Source organism: Massilia sp. CT11-137, assembly GCF_047302885.1.
Taxonomy (GTDB): Bacteria; Pseudomonadota; Gammaproteobacteria; order Burkholderiales; family Burkholderiaceae_D; genus Telluria; species Telluria orientalis.
The window spans coordinates 671,206-691,378 of sequence record NZ_JBKYMP010000002.1 but is presented as its reverse complement, the minus strand read 5'-3'; the positions used below and the strand labels follow the sequence as shown (position 1 = coordinate 691,378).

Here is a 20,173-nt window from a genome sequence, read left to right as displayed (position 1 = left end):
TTCAGATCGGACGCGTATGGTCCTTGTCGACCGCGCGGCGCTGCGGCGCCAGCAGCAGCCACGTGATGACGGGCCACAGGGCGACGGCGATCACGCTTTCGATGAACACGAGCGCGCCGGGGAAACGGCCCGTGACGAAGAAGCGCACCATCACCTGGATCGCCTGCGTGAGCAGCAGCAGCGGGAACACGTGCATCGCCTGCGTGACGAGCGGGAACCACAGCACGCGGCGGTGGATCATGATCGCCAGGTACGACAGCAGCGTGTACGCGAGGGCGTTCTCGCCCAGCAGCGTGGCGTCGTGCACGTCCATCAGGAGGCCCATGCAGAACGCGATGCCGATGCCGACCTTGCGTGGCTGGTGGATGCCCCAGAATACGAGCACCAGCGCGACGAAGTCCGGCGCGCCGACCCAGCGGCCCCACGGCAGCAGGTTGAGCATGAACGCGCAGACCAGGCTGAACGCGATGAACAGCGGGCTGACCGGCAGCAGGATGTAGTGCGGACGGTTCGTCGTCGGCATCAGGTGCCCTCCTTCGGCCGGGCTGCGGTGTTGGCTGCGGCCGGCGCTCCGGCGGCCGGCACAGGCGCGGCCTGGGTCGGCGCGGCGGTGGCCGGCGCCCGTGTGGCGGCCGGTGCGGCTGCGGCCGGTGCGGCGGTGGCCGGCGCCCGCGTGGTGGCCGGCGCCCGCGTGGTGGCCGGTGCGGCTGCGGCCGGCGCGGCGGTGGCCGGCGCCCGCGTGGCGGCCGGTGCGGTCGCAGCCGGGCCGCGCGTCGCGGATGCCGCGGCAGCGGGGTTCGCACGCGCGGGCGCGGCCGGGTTCTGGTTCGCAGGCGCCGTGGCCGGACGCGCACCGGCGGCCGCGGGCGGCGCGACGGCAGGCGCCAGCGGTTGCGGCGGCAGCGGCAGCGGCGGCACGGGTTCCATGCGCGGCAGATTCTTGCGGGACGTGGTGTTGGCGTTGGCCTTCGGCGCTTCCGCGGCCGGGCGCGGCGGCAGCGGCTGGTCGGACATCACGATCAGCAACTGGCGGTGGCGGTCGATGCCGGCCAGCGGCTGGCACACGACGCGGCCGAAGGCGCCCTGCGCCAGGTTCTCGACCTGGATGACTTTCGCGACCGCGAGGCCGGCCGGGTAGATGCCGTCCAGGCCGGACGTCACGAGCACGTCGCCGACCTGGATGTCGGCATTCGGCGCGACGAAGCGCAGGTCGAGAAGGCCCGACTGGCCGCGGCCGTAGGCGACGCTGCGCAGGCCGTTGCGCAGCACCTGCACGGGGATCGCCTGTTCCTTGTCGGTGAGGAGCGTGACTTCGGAGGTGAACGGGAACACGCGCGTGACCTGGCCGACGACGCCGGCGTTGTCGATCACGGGCAGGCCGAGCTTGACGCCGCTGCGGGTGCCGCGGTCGAGCACCACGCGGCGCGTGGACGGGTCGCGCGCGTCGTACAGGATCTCGCTCATCTGGGAGCGTACGGGCAGGTGCTCGCGCGCGTCCATCAGGCGGCGCAGTTGCGCGTTCTCGGCCATCTGGAGCTGCGCCTGCTGCATGACCTGGGCCATCGCGACCTGCTGGCTCTTCAGGTCGCGCACTTCCTTCTGCAGCGCGGAGATCGAGGAAAAATACGTGCCCATGTTGGCCAGCGCGTCGCGCGGGGCCAGTGCAGCCATCTGGAACGGGTACAGGACCGTTGCCGCCACTTGGCGCACGGCGGTGAGCGCGTGCAGGCGGGCGTCGACCACGAGCAGCGCGATCGACAGGAGAGCGAACACGGTCACCTTGACCCTTGCGGGGGCGCCTTGCTTGAACAGCGGCGGAGGACTGTATTCCATGACTTCCAATAATGCGGGGCCTGTGGCGCCCGCGTCAATCCAGACGCCCGCAGCGGGATGGCGACAAACGGGCGACACCAAACGCGGACGGCGCGTGCCATCCCGGGATCGCCGGAACGGTCACACGCCCTGTCCGCGCAGCCACGGCCGGGTTACTCGTACGAGAAGATCGAGCCCAGCTTGTCCATGCGCTCGAGCGCCATGCCCGAACCGCGCACGACGCACGTCAGCGGATCCTCGGCCACCAGCACCGGCAGGCCGGTCTCTTCCATCAGCAGGCGGTCCAGGTCGCGCAGCAGTGCGCCGCCGCCCGTCAGCATCATGCCCTTCTCGGCGATGTCCGCGCCCAGTTCCGGCGGGGTCTGCTCGAGGGCGTTCTTGACGGCCGAGACGATGTTGTTCAGCGGGTCGGTCAGCGCTTCCAGGATCTCGTTGCTCGAGATGGTGAAGGAACGCGGGATGCCTTCCGACAGGTTGCGGCCCTTGACTTCCATCTCCTTGACTTCGGAGCCCGGGAAGGCCGACCCTATTGCCTTCTTGATCGACTCGGCGGTCTGTTCGCCGATCAGCATGCCGTAGTTGCGGCGGATGTAGTTGACGATGGCTTCGTCGAACTTGTCGCCGCCCACGCGCACGGAGCCTTTATAGACCATGCCGCCCAGCGAGATGATGCCGACTTCCGTCGTGCCGCCGCCGATGTCGACGACCATCGAGCCGGTCGCCTCGGACACCGGCAGGCCCGCGCCGATCGCGGCCGCCATCGGCTCTTCGATCAGGTAGACCTGCGACGCACCGGCGCCCAGCGCCGATTCGCGGATCGCGCGGCGCTCGACCTGGGTCGAACCGCACGGCACGCAGATGATGATGCGCGGCGACGGACGGAAGAACTTCGAGTCGTGCACCATGCGGATGAACTGCTTGAGCATCTGCTCGGTGACGGTGAAGTCGGCGATCACGCCATCCTTCATCGGACGGATCGCTTCGATGTTGCCGGGAACCTTGCCGAGCATTTGCTTGGCTTCCTTGCCGACCGCCTGGATCGTCTTTTTGCCGTTCGGACCGCCTTCCTGGCGGATCGCGACGACCGAAGGCTCATCCAGCACGATGCCCAGGCCGCGCACGTAGATCAGCGTGTTGGCGGTACCCAGGTCGATGGCCAGGTCGTTCGAGAAATAGCTACGTAAAAAACCAAACATGTGTGTCCTGATATGCGCAATAGGGTGCGCCTAACATTAATCGGGGAATCCTCGCCGCGACTGCCGAATCCGCCTCGCGGGCTTTTCATGCGTGGAAGCGGGGCTGGTTTCGCCCGGAGAACGCATTAGCCCGCCATTCTACCTTATAATTTACCGATTAAACGCTGAAAAACGGGTGGTTTCGTGCCCATATCAGCCTGTGAGATCGACGGTATTAGAAAGCTTTTATCAGCTATAGCGCGCCGTTGTCCAAATTTCATTATCTACACACTCATCTTTTAACGCGGTGCCGAGCCGCGCCTTTTGCCATGTCCCTGACACTTTCAGACGTAAAACGGATCGCCAACCTGGCCCAGCTCGATATGGACGAGGCCCATGCCGAAATCGCCTTGAACGAGCTGAACGGGATCTTCGCCCTGGCCGACCAGTTGCAGGCTGTCGACACCACGGGTGTTGCGCCGTTGTCGCAACCGCTGGCCAGCGTGCTCGCCCTGCCCCTGCGCCTGCGCGAGGACGTGGTGACGGAAGACAACCACCGCGACGATTACCAGGCCCCGGCTCCGAAGACCCAGGACGGCCTGTACCTGGTGCCGAAAGTCATCGCCACCGAATAACCCGCAGCGAACGTCGACCATCATGATGCATCAAAAAACCATCAAGGAGCTGTCCGCGCTCCTGCACTCGAAACAAGTCTCGGCGACGGAGCTGACCCGGCACTACCTCGACCGCATCGCCGCCAGCCAGCATAACGCGTTCCTGGACGTGAATCCGGACCTGTCGCTCGCGCAGGCGCAGGCCGCCGACGCCCGCATCGCGGCAGGCAACGCCGGCCCGCTGACCGGTATTCCCATCGCCCACAAGGATATCTTCGTCACGCAAGGCTGGCGCTCGACTGCCGCCTCGAAGATGCTGGGCAACTACGTCAGCCCGTTCGACGCGACCGTCGTCACGAAATTCGCGGACGCCGGCATGGTCACGCTGGGCAAACTCAACTGCGACGAATTCGCGATGGGCTCGTCGAACGAGAACTCCGCGTTCGGCGCCGTGAAAAACCCGTGGGACGCGCTGGCCGTGCCGGGCGGTTCGTCGGGCGGCTCGGCCGCCGCCATCGCCGCGCGCCTCGCGCCGGCCGCGACCGGCACCGACACCGGCGGCTCGATCCGCCAGCCGGCCGCCTTCTGCGGCATCACCGGCATCAAGCCGACGTACGGCCGCGTGTCGCGCTTCGGCATGATCGCGTTCGCCTCGTCGCTCGACCAGGGCGGCCCGATGGCCCGCACGGCGGAAGATTGCGCCCTGCTGCTGAACGAGATGGTCGGTTTCGACGAGCGCGATTCGACGAGCCTCACGCCGGAACAGGGCAACGCGCGCGAAGACTTTACGCGCGACCTGAACCAGCCCCTGACCGGCCTGCGCATCGGCGTGCCGAAGGAATACTTCGGTGAAGGCCTGGCCGCGGACGTCGAGCAGGCCGTGCGCGCCGCGCTGGACGAATTCGTGAAGCTGGGCGCGACGCTGGTCGAGATCTCGCTGCCGAAGACGTCGCTGTCGATTCCCGTGTACTACATCATCGCGCCGGCGGAAGCGTCGTCGAACCTGTCGCGCTTCGACGGCGTGCGCTACGGCTACCGCGCCCCGGAATACACCGACCTGCAGGACATGTACAAGAAGACGCGTGCGCAAGGCTTCGGCAAGGAAGTCCAGCGCCGCATCATGGTCGGCACGTACGTGCTGTGCCACGGCTACTACGACGCCTATTACGTGCAGGCGCAGAAGATCCGCCGCCTGATCGCCGACGATTTCCAGGCCGCGTTCCGCGACAAGTGCGACGTGATCATGGGCCCGGTGGCCCCGAGCGTCGCGTGGGACCTGGGTTCCAAGGCGAACGACCCGGTGGCGAACTACCTGGCCGACATCTTCACCTTGTCGACGAGCCTCGCGGGCCTGCCCGGCATGTCGATCCCGGTCGGTTTCGGCCAGGGCGAGAAGCATGCGAAACGCCCGGTGGGCCTGCAAATCATCGGCAATTATTTCGCCGAGGCGAAGCTGCTGAACATCGCGCACCAGTACCAGCAGGCGACCGATTGGCACAACCGCGCACCGGAAGGTGTGTGATGCATACGCGTGGGCACAGTGTGCCCACCCTACGGCAGGCGACAACATCGTAGGGTGGGCTCCCCGAGCCCACGCGTGACGCACGAACGAACGACAAGAGAGAACACTATGCAATGGGAAGTCGTCATCGGTCTTGAGAACCACGTCCAGCTCACGACCAACTCCAAAATCTTCAGCGGCAGCTCGATCAAGTTCGGCGCCGAGCCGAACACGCAGGCGAGCCCCGTCGACCTGGCGCTGCCGGGCGTGCTGCCCGTGATGAACAAGGGCGCCGTCGAACGCGCCATCTGCTTCGGCCTCGCGGTCGGCGCGAAGATCGCGCCGCAATCCGTCTTCGCGCGCAAGAACTACTTTTATCCCGACCTGCCGAAGGGTTACCAGATCAGCCAGTTCGAAGACCCGGTCGTGCAAGGCGGCAGCCTCACGTTCGCGTTCGAGAAGGACGGCAAGCTGGAGACGAAGACCGTCAACCTGACCCGCGCCCACCTCGAGGAAGACGCCGGCAAGTCGCTGCACGAGGACTACCACGGCATGAGCGGCATCGACCTGAACCGCGCCGGCACGCCGCTGCTGGAGATCGTCTCCGAGCCGGAAATCCGCAGCGCCGCCGAAGCCGTCGCCTATGCGAAGGCGCTGCACGGCCTCGTGATGTGGCTGGGTGTCTGCGACGGCAACATGCAGGAAGGTTCGTTCCGCTGCGACGTCAACGTGTCCGTGCGCCCCGTCGGCCAGCAGGAATTCGGCACCCGCTGCGAGATCAAGAACCTGAACTCGTTCCGCTTCATGGAAGAAGCGATCCACTACGAAGTACGCCGCCAGATCGAGTTGATCGAGGACGGCGGCAAGGTCGTGCAGGCCACGCGCCTGTGGGACCCGGACCGCAAGGAAACGCGCGAGATGCGCACCAAGGAAGACGCGCAGGATTACCGCTACTTCCCGGACCCCGACCTGCCGCCGCTCGCGATCTCGCAGGACTGGATCGACCGCGTGCAAGCCGGCATGCCGGAACTGCCGGCCGCGATGCGCGAACGTTTCATCGGCGACTACGGCCTGCCGGAATACGACGCGCTGATCCTGACCTCGTCGCAGGCGATGGCCACGTATTACGAAGCCGTCGTCGCCAAGGCCGGCAAGGAAAGCGCCAAGGCGGCCGCGAACTGGCTGATGGGCGACGTGTCGTCCGCGCTGAACCGCGCCGACGTCGCGATCGAGAACTCGCCGGTCGAAGCATCGCAACTGGCCCTGCTGCTGAAGCGCATCGCCGACGGCACGATCTCGAACAACGCGGGCAAGAAGGTCTTCAGCCTGATGTGGGAAGCGCAGTCGGGTGACGAAAACCTGGCCGATACGATCATCGAGCGCGAAGGCCTGAAGCAGATCTCGGACACGGGCGCGCTGGAAGCGATCGTCGACGAAGTGCTGGCCAACAACGCGAAGTCGGTCGAGCAGTACAAGGCCGGCAAGGAAGCCGCGATCAACGCGCTGATCGGCCAGTGCATGAAGGCGTCGAAGGGCAAGGCGAACCCGGCGCAGGTGACCGAGCTGCTGAAGAAAAAGCTGGCGGCCTGATCCTTTTCCCCCAACGAAAAACCGGAGCACGCTCCGGTTTTTTTACGTCCGCCAATTGCCTAAAACCGGGGTCAGAGCCCGGTTTTGGGCAAAGTTTGCCGGGAAATTGCCAAAAAAAGGGCTCTGACCCCGGTTTTATTCGTAGCGAAGCGCGTCGATCGGATCGAGCCGCGCCGCCTGGCTGGCCGGGACGACGCCGAACACGACGCCCACGCCGCCCGAGAACAGCACGGACAGCGCCACCGCCCACCACGGCACGACGGCCGGCGGGAAGTCCGGGATCATCGCGGCAATGCCCACGCCCAGCGCGTAGCCGATCACGAGGCCCAGCAGCCCGCCCAGCAGCGACAGGGTGACGGCCTCGATCAGGAACTGCAGCAGGATGTCGCGGCTGCGCGCGCCGATCGCCTTGCAGATGCCGATCTCGCGCGTGCGCTCCTTCACCGACACCAGCATGATGTTCATGATGCCGATGCCGCCCACCAGCAGCGCGATGCCGACCACGCCGCTCATCACGAGCGTGACGGTACCGCTCAGCTTCTCGAACGATTTCGCGATCTGGTCGGCCGATTCGATCTCGAAATCGTCCGTGTCGTCGGGCTTCAGGCGGTGCGCCTGGCGCATGACCATGCGGATGTGGCTGCGGGTCGCGTCCAGCCGGCCCAGGTCGCGCACGGCCACGGTGATCTGCAGCTGCGGGCGCGTGTTGTTGCCGATGATGCTCTGCCCCGTCTTGAACGGGATGATCATGTAGTTGTCCTGCGACATACCGAAGATCTCGCCCCGCTTTTCCATCACGCCGACGATCTTGAACCACTCGTTCGCGTACAGGACGAATTGCCCGACCGGGTTCGGCGGCAGGTGCAGGTCCTCGATCAGCTTCTCGCCGATGACGGCCACGCGGCGCGCGCCGGCGTCGTCGGACGCGCTGAGGAACCGCCCCAGCCGCGCGTAGCGGCCGTTCACTTCCTGGTAGCTGGCCGTCGTGGCGAACACCTGCGCCGTCGCCGACATGCCCGTGAAACGCACCTCGGAAAAGCCGGGCGTGAACACGGGACTGAGGTTGCGGATGCCGTCCACGCGCAGGCGCAGCTGCTCCACGTCGTCGAAGCGCAGGTAGTTCACCTTGCCGCGCATGACCTCCTTGAACTCGTTGTGCGGCCGCACCGTCAGGCCGTTGCCGCCCAGCCCCTCGAACTGGTCGGTGACGCTTTTCGACAAGCCCTGGATCAGCGAGATCACGGTGATCACCGACGCCACCCCGATGATGATGCCGAGCGACGTGAGGAAGCTGCGCAGCCGGTGCGCGCGGATCGATGCCAGCGCCGAGCGCAGGCTTTCGAGAAACAGGTTCATGCCGCGTTCTCCGCATCATTCCTCGTGTCCGACACGATCCGCCCGTCGCGCAACCGCACGACGCGCCGGCACTGCGCCGCGATCTCGGGCTCGTGCGTCACCATGACGACGGTCTGCCCGCCCGCATGCAGTTCGCGGATCAGCGCCAGGATCTCTTCGCTGGTGGCGGAATCGAGGTTACCCGTCGGTTCGTCGGCCAGCAGGATCGACGGCTTGCCCACGAGCGCACGGGCGATCGCGACGCGCTGCCGCTGGCCGCCCGACAGTTCGTTGGGCCGGTGATGCAGCCGTCCGCCGAGGCCCACGCGCTGCAAGGCCTGTTCCGCCAGCGCGAGACGTTCCTTCAAGGGGATGCCGCGGTAGATCAGCGGCTGCGCCACGTTGTCGAGCGCACTCGCGCGCGGCAGCAGGTGAAAGCTCTGGAAGATGAAGCCGATCTCCTGGTTGCGCACGCGCGCCAGCTCGTCGCCGGACATCGTCGCGACCTCGCGGCCGTTGAGCCAGTACGCGCCGCTGCTGGGCCGATCGAGGCACCCGACGATGTTCATCATGGTCGACTTGCCGGAGCCGGACGCGCCGATGAACGCGACGAATTCATTGGCCCGGATGTGCAGGTCGACGCCCTGCAGCGCATGTACGGTCTGGTCGCCCATCGTGTACTGCCGCGTCACGCCTTCCAGCCGGATCACGGATGCGCTCCTTCCGCGACCTTCACGTCGGCCTTCTTCGCGACCACGGCATCGCCGTCGTGCAGCTCGCGCAGCAGGCGCGCGGGACCCACGGCGATCGTCTGGCCGGCCGCCACGCCCTTCGTCACTTCCTGGTTGGCGTCGTCCGACAGGCCCAGTTCCACCGTCGTCTTTTTCACTTTCCCGTCCTGCACGACGAACACGTAGCTGGTGTTCTTCACCTTGTCCTTCGCGCCCGGGATTTCCTCGCTCAGCACGGCCTGGATCGGCACCGCGGCGCGCGCGGCACCGTTGCCGACGACGATCTCGACACGGCACGTCATCCCCGAGCGCAGCGCCAGTTTCGCGTCGTCGAGGCGCAGCTTGACGACGTAGCTGCGGCCCTGCGTCTGCGCGCCGAGGACGGTCTTCGGCGCCATCGCCACGCTTTCCACGCGGCCCGTCACGGGCTGGTCGGGGAACGCGGCCGGGAACACCTTCGCCTGCTGGCCGACGCCCACGCGCGCGATGTCCGCTTCGTCCACGTTCACCTCGGCCATGATGGAGCCGACGTCGGCGATCGTCATCAGCGACGATCCCGCGATGCCGGTGGCGCTGGCGACAGCCGTCTCGCCGATCTTGATCGGCACGGCCGTCACGGTGCCGTCGATGGGCGCGCGCACTTCCGTCTTGGCCAGGTGCTCGCGCGCCTGCGACAGCAGCGCGCTGGCCTGCTCGAGCGTCTCGCGGCTGGCGCGCAGCTCGACCTTGGCGAGATCGACCTGGTGCACGGCGTCGTCGTACTTGGAGATGTCGATGTACTTCGCCTTGTACAGCTGGCCCGTGCGGTCCAGGTTGCGCTGCTGGTTCGCGAGGTTGATCTGGGCGCGTTCGATCGCGATGGCGGCGTTGCGGCGGTTCGCTTCCTGCTGCGCCACCTCGGCCAGGTACACGGTCGGATCGAGCCGCAGCAGGATATCGCCGCGGGTCACCTGGTCGCCTTCCTTCACGAGCACGCCGGCCACCTTGCCGATGACCTCCGCCGACAGCTGCACCTCCTGGCGGAACACGAGGTTGCCGGTCGCGAGGATGGCCGGGTGGATGGCCAGCTTTTGCACGGTCGCCAGCTCGGCCTCGCGGCGCGTCTGCTTGCCCGCGAACTTCACCGCCACGGGGACGATGAAGAACGCCGCGACGACGGCCGCGCCTATCAGTTTCTTCTTCATGCGCTTATCCGAGGAAGGCGATCTTCGCGGCCCAGATGCCGTAGACGACCGCGTACGGCAGCACGGCGACCGTCACGCAGGCGGCGGTCGAGCGTCCCGTCCAGGCCTTCAGGCCGAGCACGGCCAGCGCGATGGACCACACCGACGTCAGGTCGAGATTGGTGGCGAAGCCGAACCAGGGACTGGACATGGGCACGTGCAGCAGCAGGTAGTTGAGCGACACCATGTTCATGTCTTCCGGCGCCAGGCGGCCGCCCGACGTCAGGATCTGCAGCACCGACAGGGGTACCGTCAGCAGGCGCGGGATACTGGTCCAGACGGCGAAGCCGAACCACTTGCCGTAGCCGATGCCGGTGCCCATCGCCTTGCCCGCCAACAGGTAGTACAGCGCCACGACGGCGCAGATGAGCGGCGTGCCCACCACGGCACCGATGCCGGAGCTCCACATCATCGTCTTCGGCGTCATGAACTGCGCCATCGCGGCGCGCGCTTCCGGTTTCATGGGGCCCTGCGCCGCCAGCATGTGCTCGCGGAACCAGGCGAAATCGAGCGACGAGACGTACCAGCAGCTCACGGCCAGCGTCAGCAGGATCAGGACGAGCAGGGGGATGAAGGGGCGAGGCTTGTCCTTCAGCCGTGCGAAGGTGGGCGAAGGCGCGAGGATGACGTTTCCGATGTCGAAGAGCGGCTGCGTGGCCATGTGTTGACTCCCTGATTATTGTGATCGGGTAGCACCTGCTACCCGGTGCCAAGCAGTCTAGGGTGTTTACGCCGCGAAAAACTCACCAATTGTCATGACACCGGGGGCACGCCCGAATTTATACGCGGCGTTTACATCGCTTCCAGCAGCGCCAGCGCCTGCGTCCTTGCCGCCGCCCGTAGCGAGCGGCGCAGCGCCGCATCGTCCGTGGTCCGCGCCAGCACCATCCCGCCCACGCACAGCGCGACGATGGCCTGCGCGCGCTGCTCGCCGTCGGTTTCGTGCTTGAGCGCGCCCGCGTACACGTGCACGAGATTGCGGATCAGCTGCGTGTACGCCTTCTGCGGCGACAGCCCCGCGCGCGCCACGTCGCCCGGCAATGCGTACAACGGACAATGCGCCTCGATGTTGTCGAACACCTCGTCGCTCAGGTAGATGTCGACCAGCATGCGCGCCAGCTCGCGCGGCGCGGGCGGCGGCGAGTCCTTGAAATCGGGCTTGAACGGATTGCACGTGCTAAAGCTGGCGACGGCCGCCGCGTACAGATCGTCCTTGCTGTCGAAGTGGTGATAAAAGCCGCCGCGCGTGAGGCCGGCCTCGGACATCACGCGGTCGATCGACACCTGTTCGAAGCCATGGCGGTTGAACAGCCGGCGCGCCGCATGCACGATGCGTTCGCGGGTCTGGGCCTTGTGTTCGCTACTGTAGGGCATTCGCGTCTCCTTTCGAGAACGGCATTATGCGCGTATTCACATTATGTTCTTGAACATATTATGTGGCCGCGTATTCTGGTTTCCATTCACCACAAGGAGACGACACATGTACACGCTGACCACCTTCCGTTCGGTTCCCTCGTTTGCCGTGGGCCACGTGCGCGACCTGCGCGTGCGCTGGGCCCTCGAGGAAGCGGGCCAGTCCTACGACCTGCGCCTGATCGGCTTCGAGGAGAAGGAAGCGCCCGCCTACCGCCGCGAGCAGCCGTTCGCCCAGGTGCCCGTGCTGCACGACGGCGACCTGGCGCTGTTCGAAACCGGCGCGATCCTGCTGCACCTGGGCGAGCGCCATCCCGTCCTGCTGCCGCGCGATCCGGCCGCGCGTGCGCAGGCGACGATGTGGATGTTCGCCGCGCTGAATTCGGTCGAGCCCTACGTGGGCAACCTCGCCAACCTCGTCGCGTTTTCCATGGATCAGCCGTGGGCCGAGGCGCAGCGTCCCGCGCTCGAGGAGATCGCGCTGAAGCGCCTGGGCCAGGTGGACGACTGGCTGGAAGGCCGTGATTTCCTCGCCGGCGAGTTCGGCGCGGCCGACATCCTCATGACGACCGTCGTGCGCCTGCTCGACGGCATGGGCTACGTCGAACGCTTCGCCCGCCTCGCGGCCTGGCGCGACCGCTGCACGGCGCGCCCCGCCTACCGCAAGGCGCTGGCCGCGCAGGTGGCGCAGTACGTGGTCGCGCCCGCGGTCGCCTGATTCAGTCGGTCGCGGGTACCAGCGGTATCGTGGCCGGCCCGCGCCGGCGCGCGAAGTCCGACGCGATGCCGGCGCGGATCGCTTCGAGCCGGCGGCCGTCGCGGTACAGCAGGTTGTAGCTTTCGAACGGAACGAGGCGGCCGTCCGGCAGCGCGAAGTGGATGCACGATTTCTTCAGCGCGCGCACGTCCAGCGAATACGCATCCATGAACTGCACGATCAATACGCGGAACACGTTGTCGTAGCGAAGCGCGGACGGCGCGCTGACGAGCGGCAGGCAGCACATCAGCTCCGACAGGCAATTGGCCTGCGATTCCGGCGAGTGGTTCGTCGAGAACAGTTCAAAGATGCGGTTCTTCACGGCGCCGTGCAGCGCGGGGTCGCGTTCGAACACGATCGTGTTGCCGCTGCCTTCGACGAGCGTCTGCGGATCCAGCCAGCGCGTCAGCGGCACGGTGCCCTCTTCCGTCTTGATCGCGTACGCCATCGCCAGCGTGTCCGGATTGCACGGCACGGGCACCACGTCCTCCAGCGTGAACAAGCCGCTTTGCTCGGCGATGCGGCGCCGGATCTCCGACACCGTCAGACGGTGCAGGCGCGGATCGTAGTCTTCGACGCGGCCGGCATCCTGGATCGGCTGCAAGGTCACGCCGCGCACGCAGGGCTGCTGCAGCGCGAAGTCGATGATCGCGCCGATCTCGCCGTCGTTCAGGCCTTTCTTGAGCGTGACGACGAGCGTCGTCGACAGGCCGGCTTCATTGAGGTTGTCGAGCGCTTGGCGGCGGATGCGCGTGAGGTCGGCGCCGCGCAATTCGCGATGCACCTCCGCGCGCAGCGAATCGAACTGCAGGTAGACCTCGACGCCGGGCGCGTAGCCGGCGAGGCGCTGCACGAAGCCCTTGTCCCGCGCGAGCACGATGCCGTTCGTGTTGATCATCACGTGCTTGATGGGGCGCGCTTTCGCGGCGTCGAGGATGTCCCAGAACTCCGGATGCAGGGTGGGCTCGCCGCCGGACAGCTGCATCACGTCCGCCTCGCCTTCGTTGGCGACGACGGCGTCGAGCATGCGGATCACTTCCACCAACGGACGATGCCGCTCGCGGTGCGTGCCGCTCTCCGCATAGCACACGGGGCAGTTCAGGTTGCAGTTGTCCGTGATCTCGACGACGGACAGGCACGAGTGCTGCATGTGGTCCGGGCACAGGCCGCAGTCGTACGGGCAGCCGTACTCCATCTTCGTGTTGAACCGCTGCGGCATCTCCGGGTGCTTGACGAAGACTTCGCGGCACAGGCGGTAGTACGCGACGTCGTCGCTGACGAGCACGCGCTCGGTGCCGTGCGCGCCGCACCATTTGTCCATGTAGACCTTGTCGTCCTTGAACACGATCTTCGCTTCGACCGGGTGCAGGCAGGTCGAGCAGACGGAGGTCGTCGTGTCGTAGAACAGGTAGGGGCGGATTTTGCGGGTCATGCGACCTCCCTGCGTAATTGTGCGAAGACGAGCGGCAGGTAGCACGCCAGCGCCACGATGCACACCCACTGGATGCCCGACAGCCCGAACGCATACGCATACGGCACCGGCTTGATGCCATCGACGACGAGCCGCCAGGCCAGGTAGGACGCGAGATACAGCTTGAACGCGAGCCCCGGACTGCGCGCGAGCGGCGCGCGCCAGCGCCACAGCAAGCTGCCCACACCCAGCACGAACAGCATGTCGTAGACCTGCGTGGGATGGCGCGCGATGCCGTCGCCGAAATCGACGCCCCACGGCAGCGCGGTCGGTACGCCGTACGTCCCGTCATGCAGGCCCGCGAGGAAGCAGCCGATGCGGCCGACGACCGTGCCGGCGACGAGGGGCAGGATGAACTGGTCGCCCGTCGAGCGGCGGATACCCGTGAGCTTCTTGGCGATCTCCACGCCGATGAGGCCGCCCAGCAGTCCGCCGACGATCGACTGGCCCGACGCGATCAGGCGCCAGTCCGGCACCATGCCCTGCCACAGGTGCGGCATCTCGATCCAGAACACGAGCTTGTTGCCGATGGCGGCACCGAGGATGCAGCCGACGACGACGGCGAAGGAGCCCGGCTGCAGCAGCGCGGGTTGACGGGCGCGCCGGCGCTGCCAGCGGTACAGTTGCACGCCGCCGGCGAGGGCCAGCCATTCGAATACGAGGTGAACCCACTGCGCGGTCGCAGCGGGCAGGACGGGACCCTTCATGCGCCGCCGGGCGGACGCTTGCGCCACAACCTGATGACAATCCAGCCGCACACGAAGGCGATGCCGAGCCCGATCAGGCCGAAAACGAGCGCGACCGACGAGAAGTTCTCGGGCCCGGGCGAGGACAGGCCGGCCAGCCCGCTGAAAGTGCCAGCGGCGCCGCACAGGCCGAAGCCCGCGAGCGCCAACGAGAGAATGGCAGTCAGAAAACCGCGCGCGACGTTGTTCATGGCAGCTCCCAAATAGTTGCCGCCATTACATCACATTCCGCCGGCTCAGGCCACGCCGTATTGCTCGCGGTACGCCGCGACGGCATCCTTGTGCTGGGCCAGCGACGGATCGGCCTCGAGGTAGCCGAACAGGTCGGCCAGGCTGGCGATCGAGATCACGGGGATGCCGTAGGTCTGGCTGACTTCCTGCACGGCCGACAGCGGCGACAGCACGCCGTCCTTGCCGCCCCGTTCCATGCGGTCGAGCGCGATCAGCACGGCGGCCGGTTCGGCGCCGGCGGCGCGGATCATCGCCACCGATTCGCGCACCGAGGTGCCGGCCGAGATCACGTCGTCGATGATGACGACCTTGCCCGCCAGTTTGGCGCCGACGATGGTGCCGCCTTCGCCGTGGTCCTTGGCTTCCTTGCGGTTGTAGGCGAACGACGTGTTGCGGCCTTTCGCGGCCAGCGCCACGGCGGTCGCGGAGGCGAGCGTGATGCCTTTGTAGGCCGGGCCGAACAGCATGTCGAATTCGAGGCCGGAATCGAGCAGGGTCTGGGCGTAGAAATCGGCCAGCTTGCCGAGCGTGGCGCCGTCGTGGAACAGGCCCGCGTTGAAGAAGTACGGCGACTGGCGGCCCGCCTTGGTGATGAACTGGCCGAACTTCAAGACTTCGGCTTCGACTGAAAACGCAATGAACTGTTGGCGCAGATTGTCCACGACACGACCCTCGAACTGTGAAAACCGGTATTGTAATCCGCCCTGCCCCCGCCCGCGAAGCCGGTGTTCCACCACCCGCGTGAGACGGTGCAGGCGCCGTTCCGTGCGCGGCGCCCGCAGCGTCCGGCCGACCATGGCGAGGAATGCGTCCTCGGCGCGGCGGACGCCCTCCAGTTCGGCCTGCATGCGCACGTGTTCGGTCGTGTCGCGCACGAAGCAGCGGGTGTAGCGCAGGCGGCCGTCCTCGAAACAGGCGTTCGCGCGGATGACCACGTGCCGGATCGAACCGTCCTTGCAGCGCAGGCGCGCCGGCTGGTCCACCACCGTTTCGCCGGCCGCCAGCCGCGCCAGCATGTCGGCGGCGACGGCCGGATCGGCGTGGAACCGGGCGACATGGTGCCCGACGTATTCTTCCCAGCGGTAGCCGAGCATCTGCAGCTCGGCCTTGTTGGCCCACAGGATCGTGCCGTCGGCGCCGACCTGGTGCAGTCCTTCGGCCGCGTTCTCGACCATGTCGGCGAACTCGCGTTCGCGCCGCAGCAGGTCGCGCTCCGCCCGGCGCCGCCGCGCCGCCTCCGCGTGCAGCGCATGCACTTTCTGCTCGAGCCGGACCAGGTTGATGTCGACGGGTTGCCCGGACGGCAGCGGCGCCGCCACGTCGGCGCAGGCGTGGTCGTGCCCCGCGCAGACCTGGCGGAACACGTGCGCCGCGTCGGACGCGGGAAACAGGGTCCAGGGATAAGCGCAGAACAGCGAGAAGTCGAGCTTGCGCGCCAGCTCGTTCCACAGCCGCTCCAGGTGCAGGGCCGCGTCGTAGCGGCCGCGCGCGCACAGCAGCGCCACCATCTCGCCGAACGCGTGGACGGGCGCGCCGCCGGCGCAGGCTTCGGCCACCACGCGACCCACCTCGTACTCGAAACGGGCGCGGTCGGGCCAGCCGTCGACCATCAGGCGCGCCAGCGTCGTCTCGGCGTCGAACCACGCGACGTCGCGCGACGGCGGGGCGGAACGCCCTTCCGCGCGCGCCAGCTCGTCCAGGCGCCGGCGCAGCGCATCGGTGTGCGCGCCGGTGGCGATGACGATGGCCCGTCCCCGCGTCCGCAATGCCCGCTCGATGAAGAACGCAACCTCGTCGAGCAGCGTGTCGCTGTCGTCGTAAAAGCGCACGAAATGCCCCGTCTTGCCGTGTTTGCCGGACAACAGGTCGTCGGTCTTGATCAGCATGGGGGTTTCTAATGGATGAAAGATGTAATTCTATCCACATCAAGCGCGATCAAGACGGCGGCGGCTGTTCATGTCACAGTTGTATTGACATAAATCAAAACGTCAGACGTTTAGTCGGTGCCCGCAGCCAACCGCACGACGAGATCGGGATTGACCGGTTTGACGAGATGCGTATCGAAACCGGCCCGGGCGCTGTGCTCGCGGTCGGCGGGCAGGCCGTAGCCGGTCAGGGCGACGAGCCGGCACGGGTGGCCGTCCAGCAGCGCGCGCAGGCGGCGCGCCACCTCGTAGCCGTCGAGCACCGGCAGCCCGATGTCCAGCACGGCCAGGTCGGGCAGGAAGTCCGGCGCGGCGGCCAGGGCGGCCACCGGTTCGTGGAAGACCCGCACGTCATGGCCGTGCGCGGCCAGCAGGCGCGCGAGCGTGTCGGCGCCGTCGACGTTGTCGTCCACGACCATGATCCGCCGCCGGACGGCCGCCGGCGCGTTCGCAGGCGGCGCCACGTCCGGCATGGCGCAGGCGGCCGGGGTACGCCGGGGGAGCAGCACGACGAATTCGCTCCCCATGCCCGGCCCGGCGCTGTGCGCTTCCACGTGGCCGCCATGCTGGCCGACGATGTTCCTGACGAGCGCGAGTCCAATGCCCAGGCCGCCCTCGGCGCGGTCGATGGCGCGCTTTCCCTGGAAGAACAGGTCGAATACCTGGGCGCGCAGTTCCGGACTCATGCCGATGCCGGTGTCGCTGACCGCGAGGCGCACCCGTTCGCCGTCCACGCCATGCGCGCGCAGCACGACGCGGCCGCCGGGCGGCGTGTAGCGCGCCGCGTTCGTCAGCAGGTTCGACACCACCTGGGCCAGGCGCATCGGATCGCCCTCCCAGGCCAGGTCGGGTTCGATGTCGACGTCGAGCCGGTGGCGGCGCTGTTCCAGCAGCGGCCGGGCCATCTCGATGGCCTTGCCCAGGGGCTGCGCGAGGTCGACCCGTTCGCACTGCAGCTCCACCTTGCCGCGGGTGACGCGCGAGATGTCCAGCAGGTCGTCCACCAGCCGCACCAGGTGCTGCACCTGGCGTTCGATGATCTCGCGTTCGCGCGCGAAGCCGGTCTCGCCGCGCATGCGGATCAGTTTCAGCGCGCTGACGATCGGCGACAGCGGATTGCGCAGTTCGTGGCCGAGCATGGCGAGGAATTCGTCCTTGGTCCGGCTGGCGGCCGTCAGTTCGGCCAGCAGTTCGGCGCGCTCGGCGTGGGCGTGCTCGATCTCCTGGCGGGTGCGCACGTGCTCGGTGACGTCGACGGCCACCACGATCATGCCGCGTTCCTCGCCCTCTTCGACCGCCAGCGGTTCGACGCTGAACTTCAGATAGCGTCCATGCACGTGCAACTCTTCCACGCGGGCCGCGCGGCCGGTGGCGTGGACGTGTTCGAGCAGATGGTGGATCTCGCCGCCGCGCAGTTCGGGAAAGGCACGCAGCAGCGGCTGCCCTTCGATGCCGTCGCGGCCCACCAGTTCGCGGTAGCAGCGGTTGGCCAGGCGGAACACGAAGTCCGGCCCCATCAACAGGGCCGCCGCCACCGGGGCGTCGAGCAGCATGCGGTCGCGCTGCTTGAGCGCGATGTCGCGCTCGCGCCTCTCGGTCGCGTCGCGCGTGAAGCAGCGCGTGTAGCGCAACTGGCCGTCTTCGAAGCTGCCGTTCGAGTGGATCAGCACATGCCGGATCGAGCCGTCCTTGCAGCGCAGCCGGGCCGGATAGTCGTACAGCGTGTCGCCGCACGCGAGGCGGGTGACGATGTCGTCGATGACCGGGCGGTCGACGTGGAACTCGGCGATGTTGTGGCCGACGTATTCCTCCCAGCCGTAGCCGAGCATCTGCAGCTCCGCGCGGTTGGCCCACAGGATGGTGCCGTCGGCGCCGACGCGGTGCAGGCCTTCGACCGCGTTCTCGACGAAGTCCGCGAGTTCGCGCTCGCTGCGGCGCAGCACCTGTTCATTGTCCTTGTACCTGCGCACCTCCGCGCGCAGCGCCCGGACCTCCTGCTCGAGCCGGATGCGGCCGATGTCGGCGTCGCCCTCGGCCGGCAGGGCCAGCGCCGTGTCGGCGCAGGCATGATCGTGTTCGGCGCACACGCGGCGGAACGCCTGCGCCAGCTCGGGCGTGGGGAACGCATCCCAGGGATAGGCGCAGAACAGCGAAAACACCTGGCGCCGCGCCAGGTCGTTCCAGAGTTCCTCGAGCCGCAGCGCCGCATCGTGGCAGCCGCGCGCGCACAGGAGCGCCACCATTTCGCCGAACGCATGGACGGCGGTGCCGCCGGCGCAGGCCGCGGCCACCGCGCTGCCCACCACGGTCTCGAAACGCGCCGGCTCGGGCCAGCCGTCGACCATGAACTGCGCGAGCACGGCGTCGGCGTCCATCCACGCGACCCGCACGGCCGCCGCCGGACCGAGGCGCCGGCGCAGCACGTCGATGTGGTCCGGCGTGGCGATGACGATGCCCTTGCCGCCCATATGCACGGCCTGCGCGAGGAACGTCGCGACTTCGTCCAGCATGACGTCGCCCTCGTCGTAGAACCGTACGAAATGTCCACTCCTGCCGTATTTCCCCGACAGCAGATCATCGGATCTGATCAGCACGTCAACTCCTTGTGCGGGGTAAAAGCGCCCGGCCCCCGGGCACAATGGACCAGTTTAACATACCGGACCGAGCGTTTAACGTTTGTTTAACCGCCATGGATGTGTTGATGGAAGTCAAAACGAGCTACACTATCGCCCTTGGCCCACCGCACTTTTGTCCAGATCCATGCCACGAATTATCTCCGCCAACCTGAACGGCATCCGTTCCGCCCACAAGAAGGGTTTCTTCAACTGGATGGCCAGCCAGGACGCCGATTTCATCTGCGTCCAGGAGCTGAAAGCCCAGCAGGCCGACATGACCGAGGAATTCCTCGCGCCGCACGGCTACCACGGCCATTTCCATTATGCCGAGAAAAAGGGTTACTCGGGCACGGGCGTCTACAGCCGCACGAAGCCGGATGCCGTCAGGACGGGCTTCGGCTGCCTCGAATTCGACAACGAAGGCCGGTACACCCGCGCCGACGTGGGCAACCTGACCGTCATTTCCGTCTACTGCCCGTCCGGATCCTCGTCGCCGGAACGCCAGGAAGCCAAGTTCCGCTTCATGGAAGTGTTCCTGCCGCACCTGCAGGAGCTCAAGGCCGAGGGCCGCGAGATCGTGATCTGCGGCGACTGGAACATCGCGCACAAGGAAATCGACCTCAAGAACTGGAAGGGCAACCAGAAGAATTCCGGCTTCCTGCCGGAAGAACGCGCCTGGATGACCCGGATCTTCGACGAACTGGGCCTCGTGGACGTGCACCGCGGCATCGACCAGCGCCCCGAGCAATATACGTGGTGGAGCAACCGCGGCCAGGCGTGGGCGAAGAACGTCGGGTGGCGCATCGATTACCACGTCGCCACCCCGGGCATCGCCGCCAAGGCGCACGCCGTCTCCATCTACAAGGACGAACGGTTTTCGGACCATGCGCCGCTGATCATCGATTACCACCTCTGATAATTCCCCCCGGCAAGGGGGAATCCAGCCAGATATGTCGTAAAAACATCAACTTACCCACTTCCAAGGTGGGTTTGTTGATATGATCGTTTACTAA

At 67.0% G+C, this 20,173-nt stretch carries 18 protein-coding genes and 1 pseudogene; 5 read left to right on the top strand and 14 right to left on the bottom strand.

The window, feature by feature from the left end:
• Position 1 precedes the first annotated feature (1 nt).
• From mreD to ACEN98_RS19815, 3 genes are all read right to left on the bottom strand, one after another.
• A complete protein-coding gene (gene mreD / locus ACEN98_RS19825; protein ID WP_025511654.1) occupies positions 2-523 on the bottom strand; it encodes a rod shape-determining protein MreD in 522 nt (173 codons plus the stop codon).
• Complete coding sequence (gene mreC, locus ACEN98_RS19820) at positions 523-1,833, bottom strand: rod shape-determining protein MreC (RefSeq protein WP_413386613.1); 1,311 nt, start codon at positions 1,831-1,833, stop codon at positions 523-525. The genes mreD and mreC overlap by 1 nt, the downstream gene beginning before the upstream one ends.
• Before the next feature lie 152 nt (positions 1,834-1,985).
• Positions 1,986-3,029, bottom strand: coding sequence for a rod shape-determining protein (locus ACEN98_RS19815; RefSeq protein WP_025511657.1), 1,044 nt, complete (start codon positions 3,027-3,029; stop codon positions 1,986-1,988).
• 308 nt (positions 3,030-3,337) lie between these two features.
• Here ACEN98_RS19815 and gatC point away from each other — a divergent pair, with 308 nt between their 5' ends.
• The 3 genes from gatC to gatB all read left to right on the top strand — a co-directional run bounded on the left by gatC (position 3,338) and on the right by gatB (position 6,713).
• Positions 3,338-3,643, top strand: coding sequence for an Asp-tRNA(Asn)/Glu-tRNA(Gln) amidotransferase subunit GatC (gatC, locus tag ACEN98_RS19810; RefSeq protein ID WP_371765932.1), 306 nt, complete (start codon positions 3,338-3,340; stop codon positions 3,641-3,643).
• Between the two features lie 25 nt (positions 3,644-3,668).
• Positions 3,669-5,144, top strand: a complete 1,476-nt coding sequence (gatA, locus tag ACEN98_RS19805; protein ID WP_413389061.1) for an Asp-tRNA(Asn)/Glu-tRNA(Gln) amidotransferase subunit GatA — start codon at positions 3,669-3,671, stop codon at positions 5,142-5,144.
• 75 nt (positions 5,145-5,219) lie between these two features.
• Positions 5,220-6,713, top strand: a complete 1,494-nt coding sequence (gene gatB, locus ACEN98_RS19800) for an Asp-tRNA(Asn)/Glu-tRNA(Gln) amidotransferase subunit GatB (RefSeq protein ID WP_413386611.1) — start codon at positions 5,220-5,222, stop codon at positions 6,711-6,713.
• A 135-nt stretch (positions 6,714-6,848) separates the two neighbouring features.
• Here the strand turns inward: gatB and ACEN98_RS19795 are convergent, their stop codons facing one another.
• From ACEN98_RS19795 to ACEN98_RS19775, 5 genes are all read right to left on the bottom strand, one after another.
• The gene (locus ACEN98_RS19795) at positions 6,849-8,069 is read right to left on the bottom strand and encodes an ABC transporter permease (RefSeq protein WP_413338664.1); all 1,221 of its coding nucleotides are present in this window, start codon (positions 8,067-8,069) and stop codon (positions 6,849-6,851) included.
• Complete coding sequence (locus ACEN98_RS19790; protein ID WP_413386609.1) at positions 8,066-8,758, bottom strand: ABC transporter ATP-binding protein; 693 nt, start codon at positions 8,756-8,758, stop codon at positions 8,066-8,068. The genes ACEN98_RS19795 and ACEN98_RS19790 overlap by 4 nt, the downstream gene beginning before the upstream one ends.
• The gene (locus ACEN98_RS19785; protein ID WP_413386607.1) at positions 8,755-9,963 is read right to left on the bottom strand and encodes an efflux RND transporter periplasmic adaptor subunit; all 1,209 of its coding nucleotides are present in this window, start codon (positions 9,961-9,963) and stop codon (positions 8,755-8,757) included. The genes ACEN98_RS19790 and ACEN98_RS19785 overlap by 4 nt, the downstream gene beginning before the upstream one ends.
• 4 nt (positions 9,964-9,967) lie before the next feature.
• The gene (locus ACEN98_RS19780; RefSeq protein ID WP_413386605.1) at positions 9,968-10,663 is read right to left on the bottom strand and encodes a YIP1 family protein; all 696 of its coding nucleotides are present in this window, start codon (positions 10,661-10,663) and stop codon (positions 9,968-9,970) included.
• Positions 10,664-10,794: 131 nt separating this feature from the next.
• Positions 10,795-11,376 carry a TetR/AcrR family transcriptional regulator gene (locus tag ACEN98_RS19775; protein WP_413338672.1) on the bottom strand — a complete coding sequence of 194 codons (582 nt, stop codon included), beginning with the start codon at positions 11,374-11,376 and terminating at the stop codon, positions 10,795-10,797.
• 106 nt (positions 11,377-11,482) lie between these two features.
• On the opposite strand from ACEN98_RS19775, the gene ACEN98_RS19770 reads away from it, so the two are divergent.
• Positions 11,483-12,133: a glutathione S-transferase family protein gene (locus tag ACEN98_RS19770; protein ID WP_413386603.1), complete on the top strand. Its 651-nt coding sequence runs from the start codon at positions 11,483-11,485 to the stop codon at positions 12,131-12,133.
• Between the two features lies 1 nt (position 12,134).
• On the opposite strand, the gene ACEN98_RS19765 is transcribed toward ACEN98_RS19770, so the two are convergent.
• From ACEN98_RS19765 to ACEN98_RS19740, 6 genes and pseudogenes are all read right to left on the bottom strand, one after another.
• Complete coding sequence (locus ACEN98_RS19765; protein ID WP_413386601.1) at positions 12,135-13,604, bottom strand: radical SAM protein; 1,470 nt, start codon at positions 13,602-13,604, stop codon at positions 12,135-12,137.
• A complete protein-coding gene (locus ACEN98_RS19760; RefSeq protein WP_413386599.1) occupies positions 13,601-14,350 on the bottom strand; it encodes a prolipoprotein diacylglyceryl transferase in 750 nt (249 codons plus the stop codon). Before ACEN98_RS19760 ends, ACEN98_RS19765 begins: the two co-directional genes overlap by 4 nt.
• Positions 14,347-14,580 carry a hypothetical protein gene (locus ACEN98_RS19755; RefSeq protein WP_413386597.1) on the bottom strand — a complete coding sequence of 78 codons (234 nt, stop codon included), beginning with the start codon at positions 14,578-14,580 and terminating at the stop codon, positions 14,347-14,349. The genes ACEN98_RS19760 and ACEN98_RS19755 overlap by 4 nt, the downstream gene beginning before the upstream one ends.
• 45 nt (positions 14,581-14,625) lie before the next feature.
• On the bottom strand, positions 14,626-15,282 hold the full coding sequence (pyrE, locus tag ACEN98_RS19750) for an orotate phosphoribosyltransferase (protein ID WP_413389060.1): 657 nt from the start codon (positions 15,280-15,282) through the stop codon (positions 14,626-14,628).
• 183 nt (positions 15,283-15,465) lie between these two features.
• Positions 15,466-16,506 (bottom strand): annotated as a pseudogene (locus ACEN98_RS19745) (MEDS domain-containing protein); the annotation flags it as partial.
• 110 nt (positions 16,507-16,616) lie between these two features.
• The gene (locus ACEN98_RS19740; protein WP_413386595.1) at positions 16,617-19,139 is read right to left on the bottom strand and encodes an ATP-binding protein; all 2,523 of its coding nucleotides are present in this window, start codon (positions 19,137-19,139) and stop codon (positions 16,617-16,619) included.
• A 166-nt stretch (positions 19,140-19,305) separates the two neighbouring features.
• Between ACEN98_RS19740 and ACEN98_RS19735 the strand changes: the two genes are divergently transcribed.
• Positions 19,306-20,076: an exodeoxyribonuclease III gene (locus ACEN98_RS19735; RefSeq protein WP_413386593.1), complete on the top strand. Its 771-nt coding sequence runs from the start codon at positions 19,306-19,308 to the stop codon at positions 20,074-20,076.
• Positions 20,077-20,173: the final 97 nt, after the last annotated feature.

Bases quoted from the DNA above. Each gene is read 5' to 3' on its own strand.
- ACEN98_RS19785 (WP_413386607.1), bottom strand. From the start codon at position 9,963: ATGAAGAAGAAACTGATAGGCGCGGCCGTCGTCGCGGCGTTCTTCATC.
- ACEN98_RS19770 (WP_413386603.1), top strand. From the start codon at position 11,483: ATGTACACGCTGACCACCTTCCGTTCGGTTCCCTCGTTTGCCGTGGGC.
- ACEN98_RS19780 (WP_413386605.1), bottom strand. From the start codon at position 10,663: ATGGCCACGCAGCCGCTCTTCGACATCGGAAACGTCATCCTCGCGCCT.
- mreC (WP_413386613.1), bottom strand. From the start codon at position 1,833: ATGGAATACAGTCCTCCGCCGCTGTTCAAGCAAGGCGCCCCCGCAAGG.
- gatC (WP_371765932.1), top strand. From the start codon at position 3,338: ATGTCCCTGACACTTTCAGACGTAAAACGGATCGCCAACCTGGCCCAG.
- ACEN98_RS19815 (WP_025511657.1), bottom strand. From the start codon at position 3,029: ATGTTTGGTTTTTTACGTAGCTATTTCTCGAACGACCTGGCCATCGAC.
- ACEN98_RS19795 (WP_413338664.1), bottom strand. From the start codon at position 8,069: ATGAACCTGTTTCTCGAAAGCCTGCGCTCGGCGCTGGCATCGATCCGC.
- ACEN98_RS19735 (WP_413386593.1), top strand. From the start codon at position 19,306: ATGCCACGAATTATCTCCGCCAACCTGAACGGCATCCGTTCCGCCCAC.
- mreD (WP_025511654.1), bottom strand. From the start codon at position 523: ATGCCGACGACGAACCGTCCGCACTACATCCTGCTGCCGGTCAGCCCG.
- ACEN98_RS19765 (WP_413386601.1), bottom strand. From the start codon at position 13,604: ATGACCCGCAAAATCCGCCCCTACCTGTTCTACGACACGACGACCTCC.
- gatA (WP_413389061.1), top strand. From the start codon at position 3,669: ATGCATCAAAAAACCATCAAGGAGCTGTCCGCGCTCCTGCACTCGAAA.
- ACEN98_RS19760 (WP_413386599.1), bottom strand. From the start codon at position 14,350: ATGAAGGGTCCCGTCCTGCCCGCTGCGACCGCGCAGTGGGTTCACCTC.
- ACEN98_RS19775 (WP_413338672.1), bottom strand. From the start codon at position 11,376: ATGCCCTACAGTAGCGAACACAAGGCCCAGACCCGCGAACGCATCGTG.
- ACEN98_RS19755 (WP_413386597.1), bottom strand. From the start codon at position 14,580: ATGAACAACGTCGCGCGCGGTTTTCTGACTGCCATTCTCTCGTTGGCG.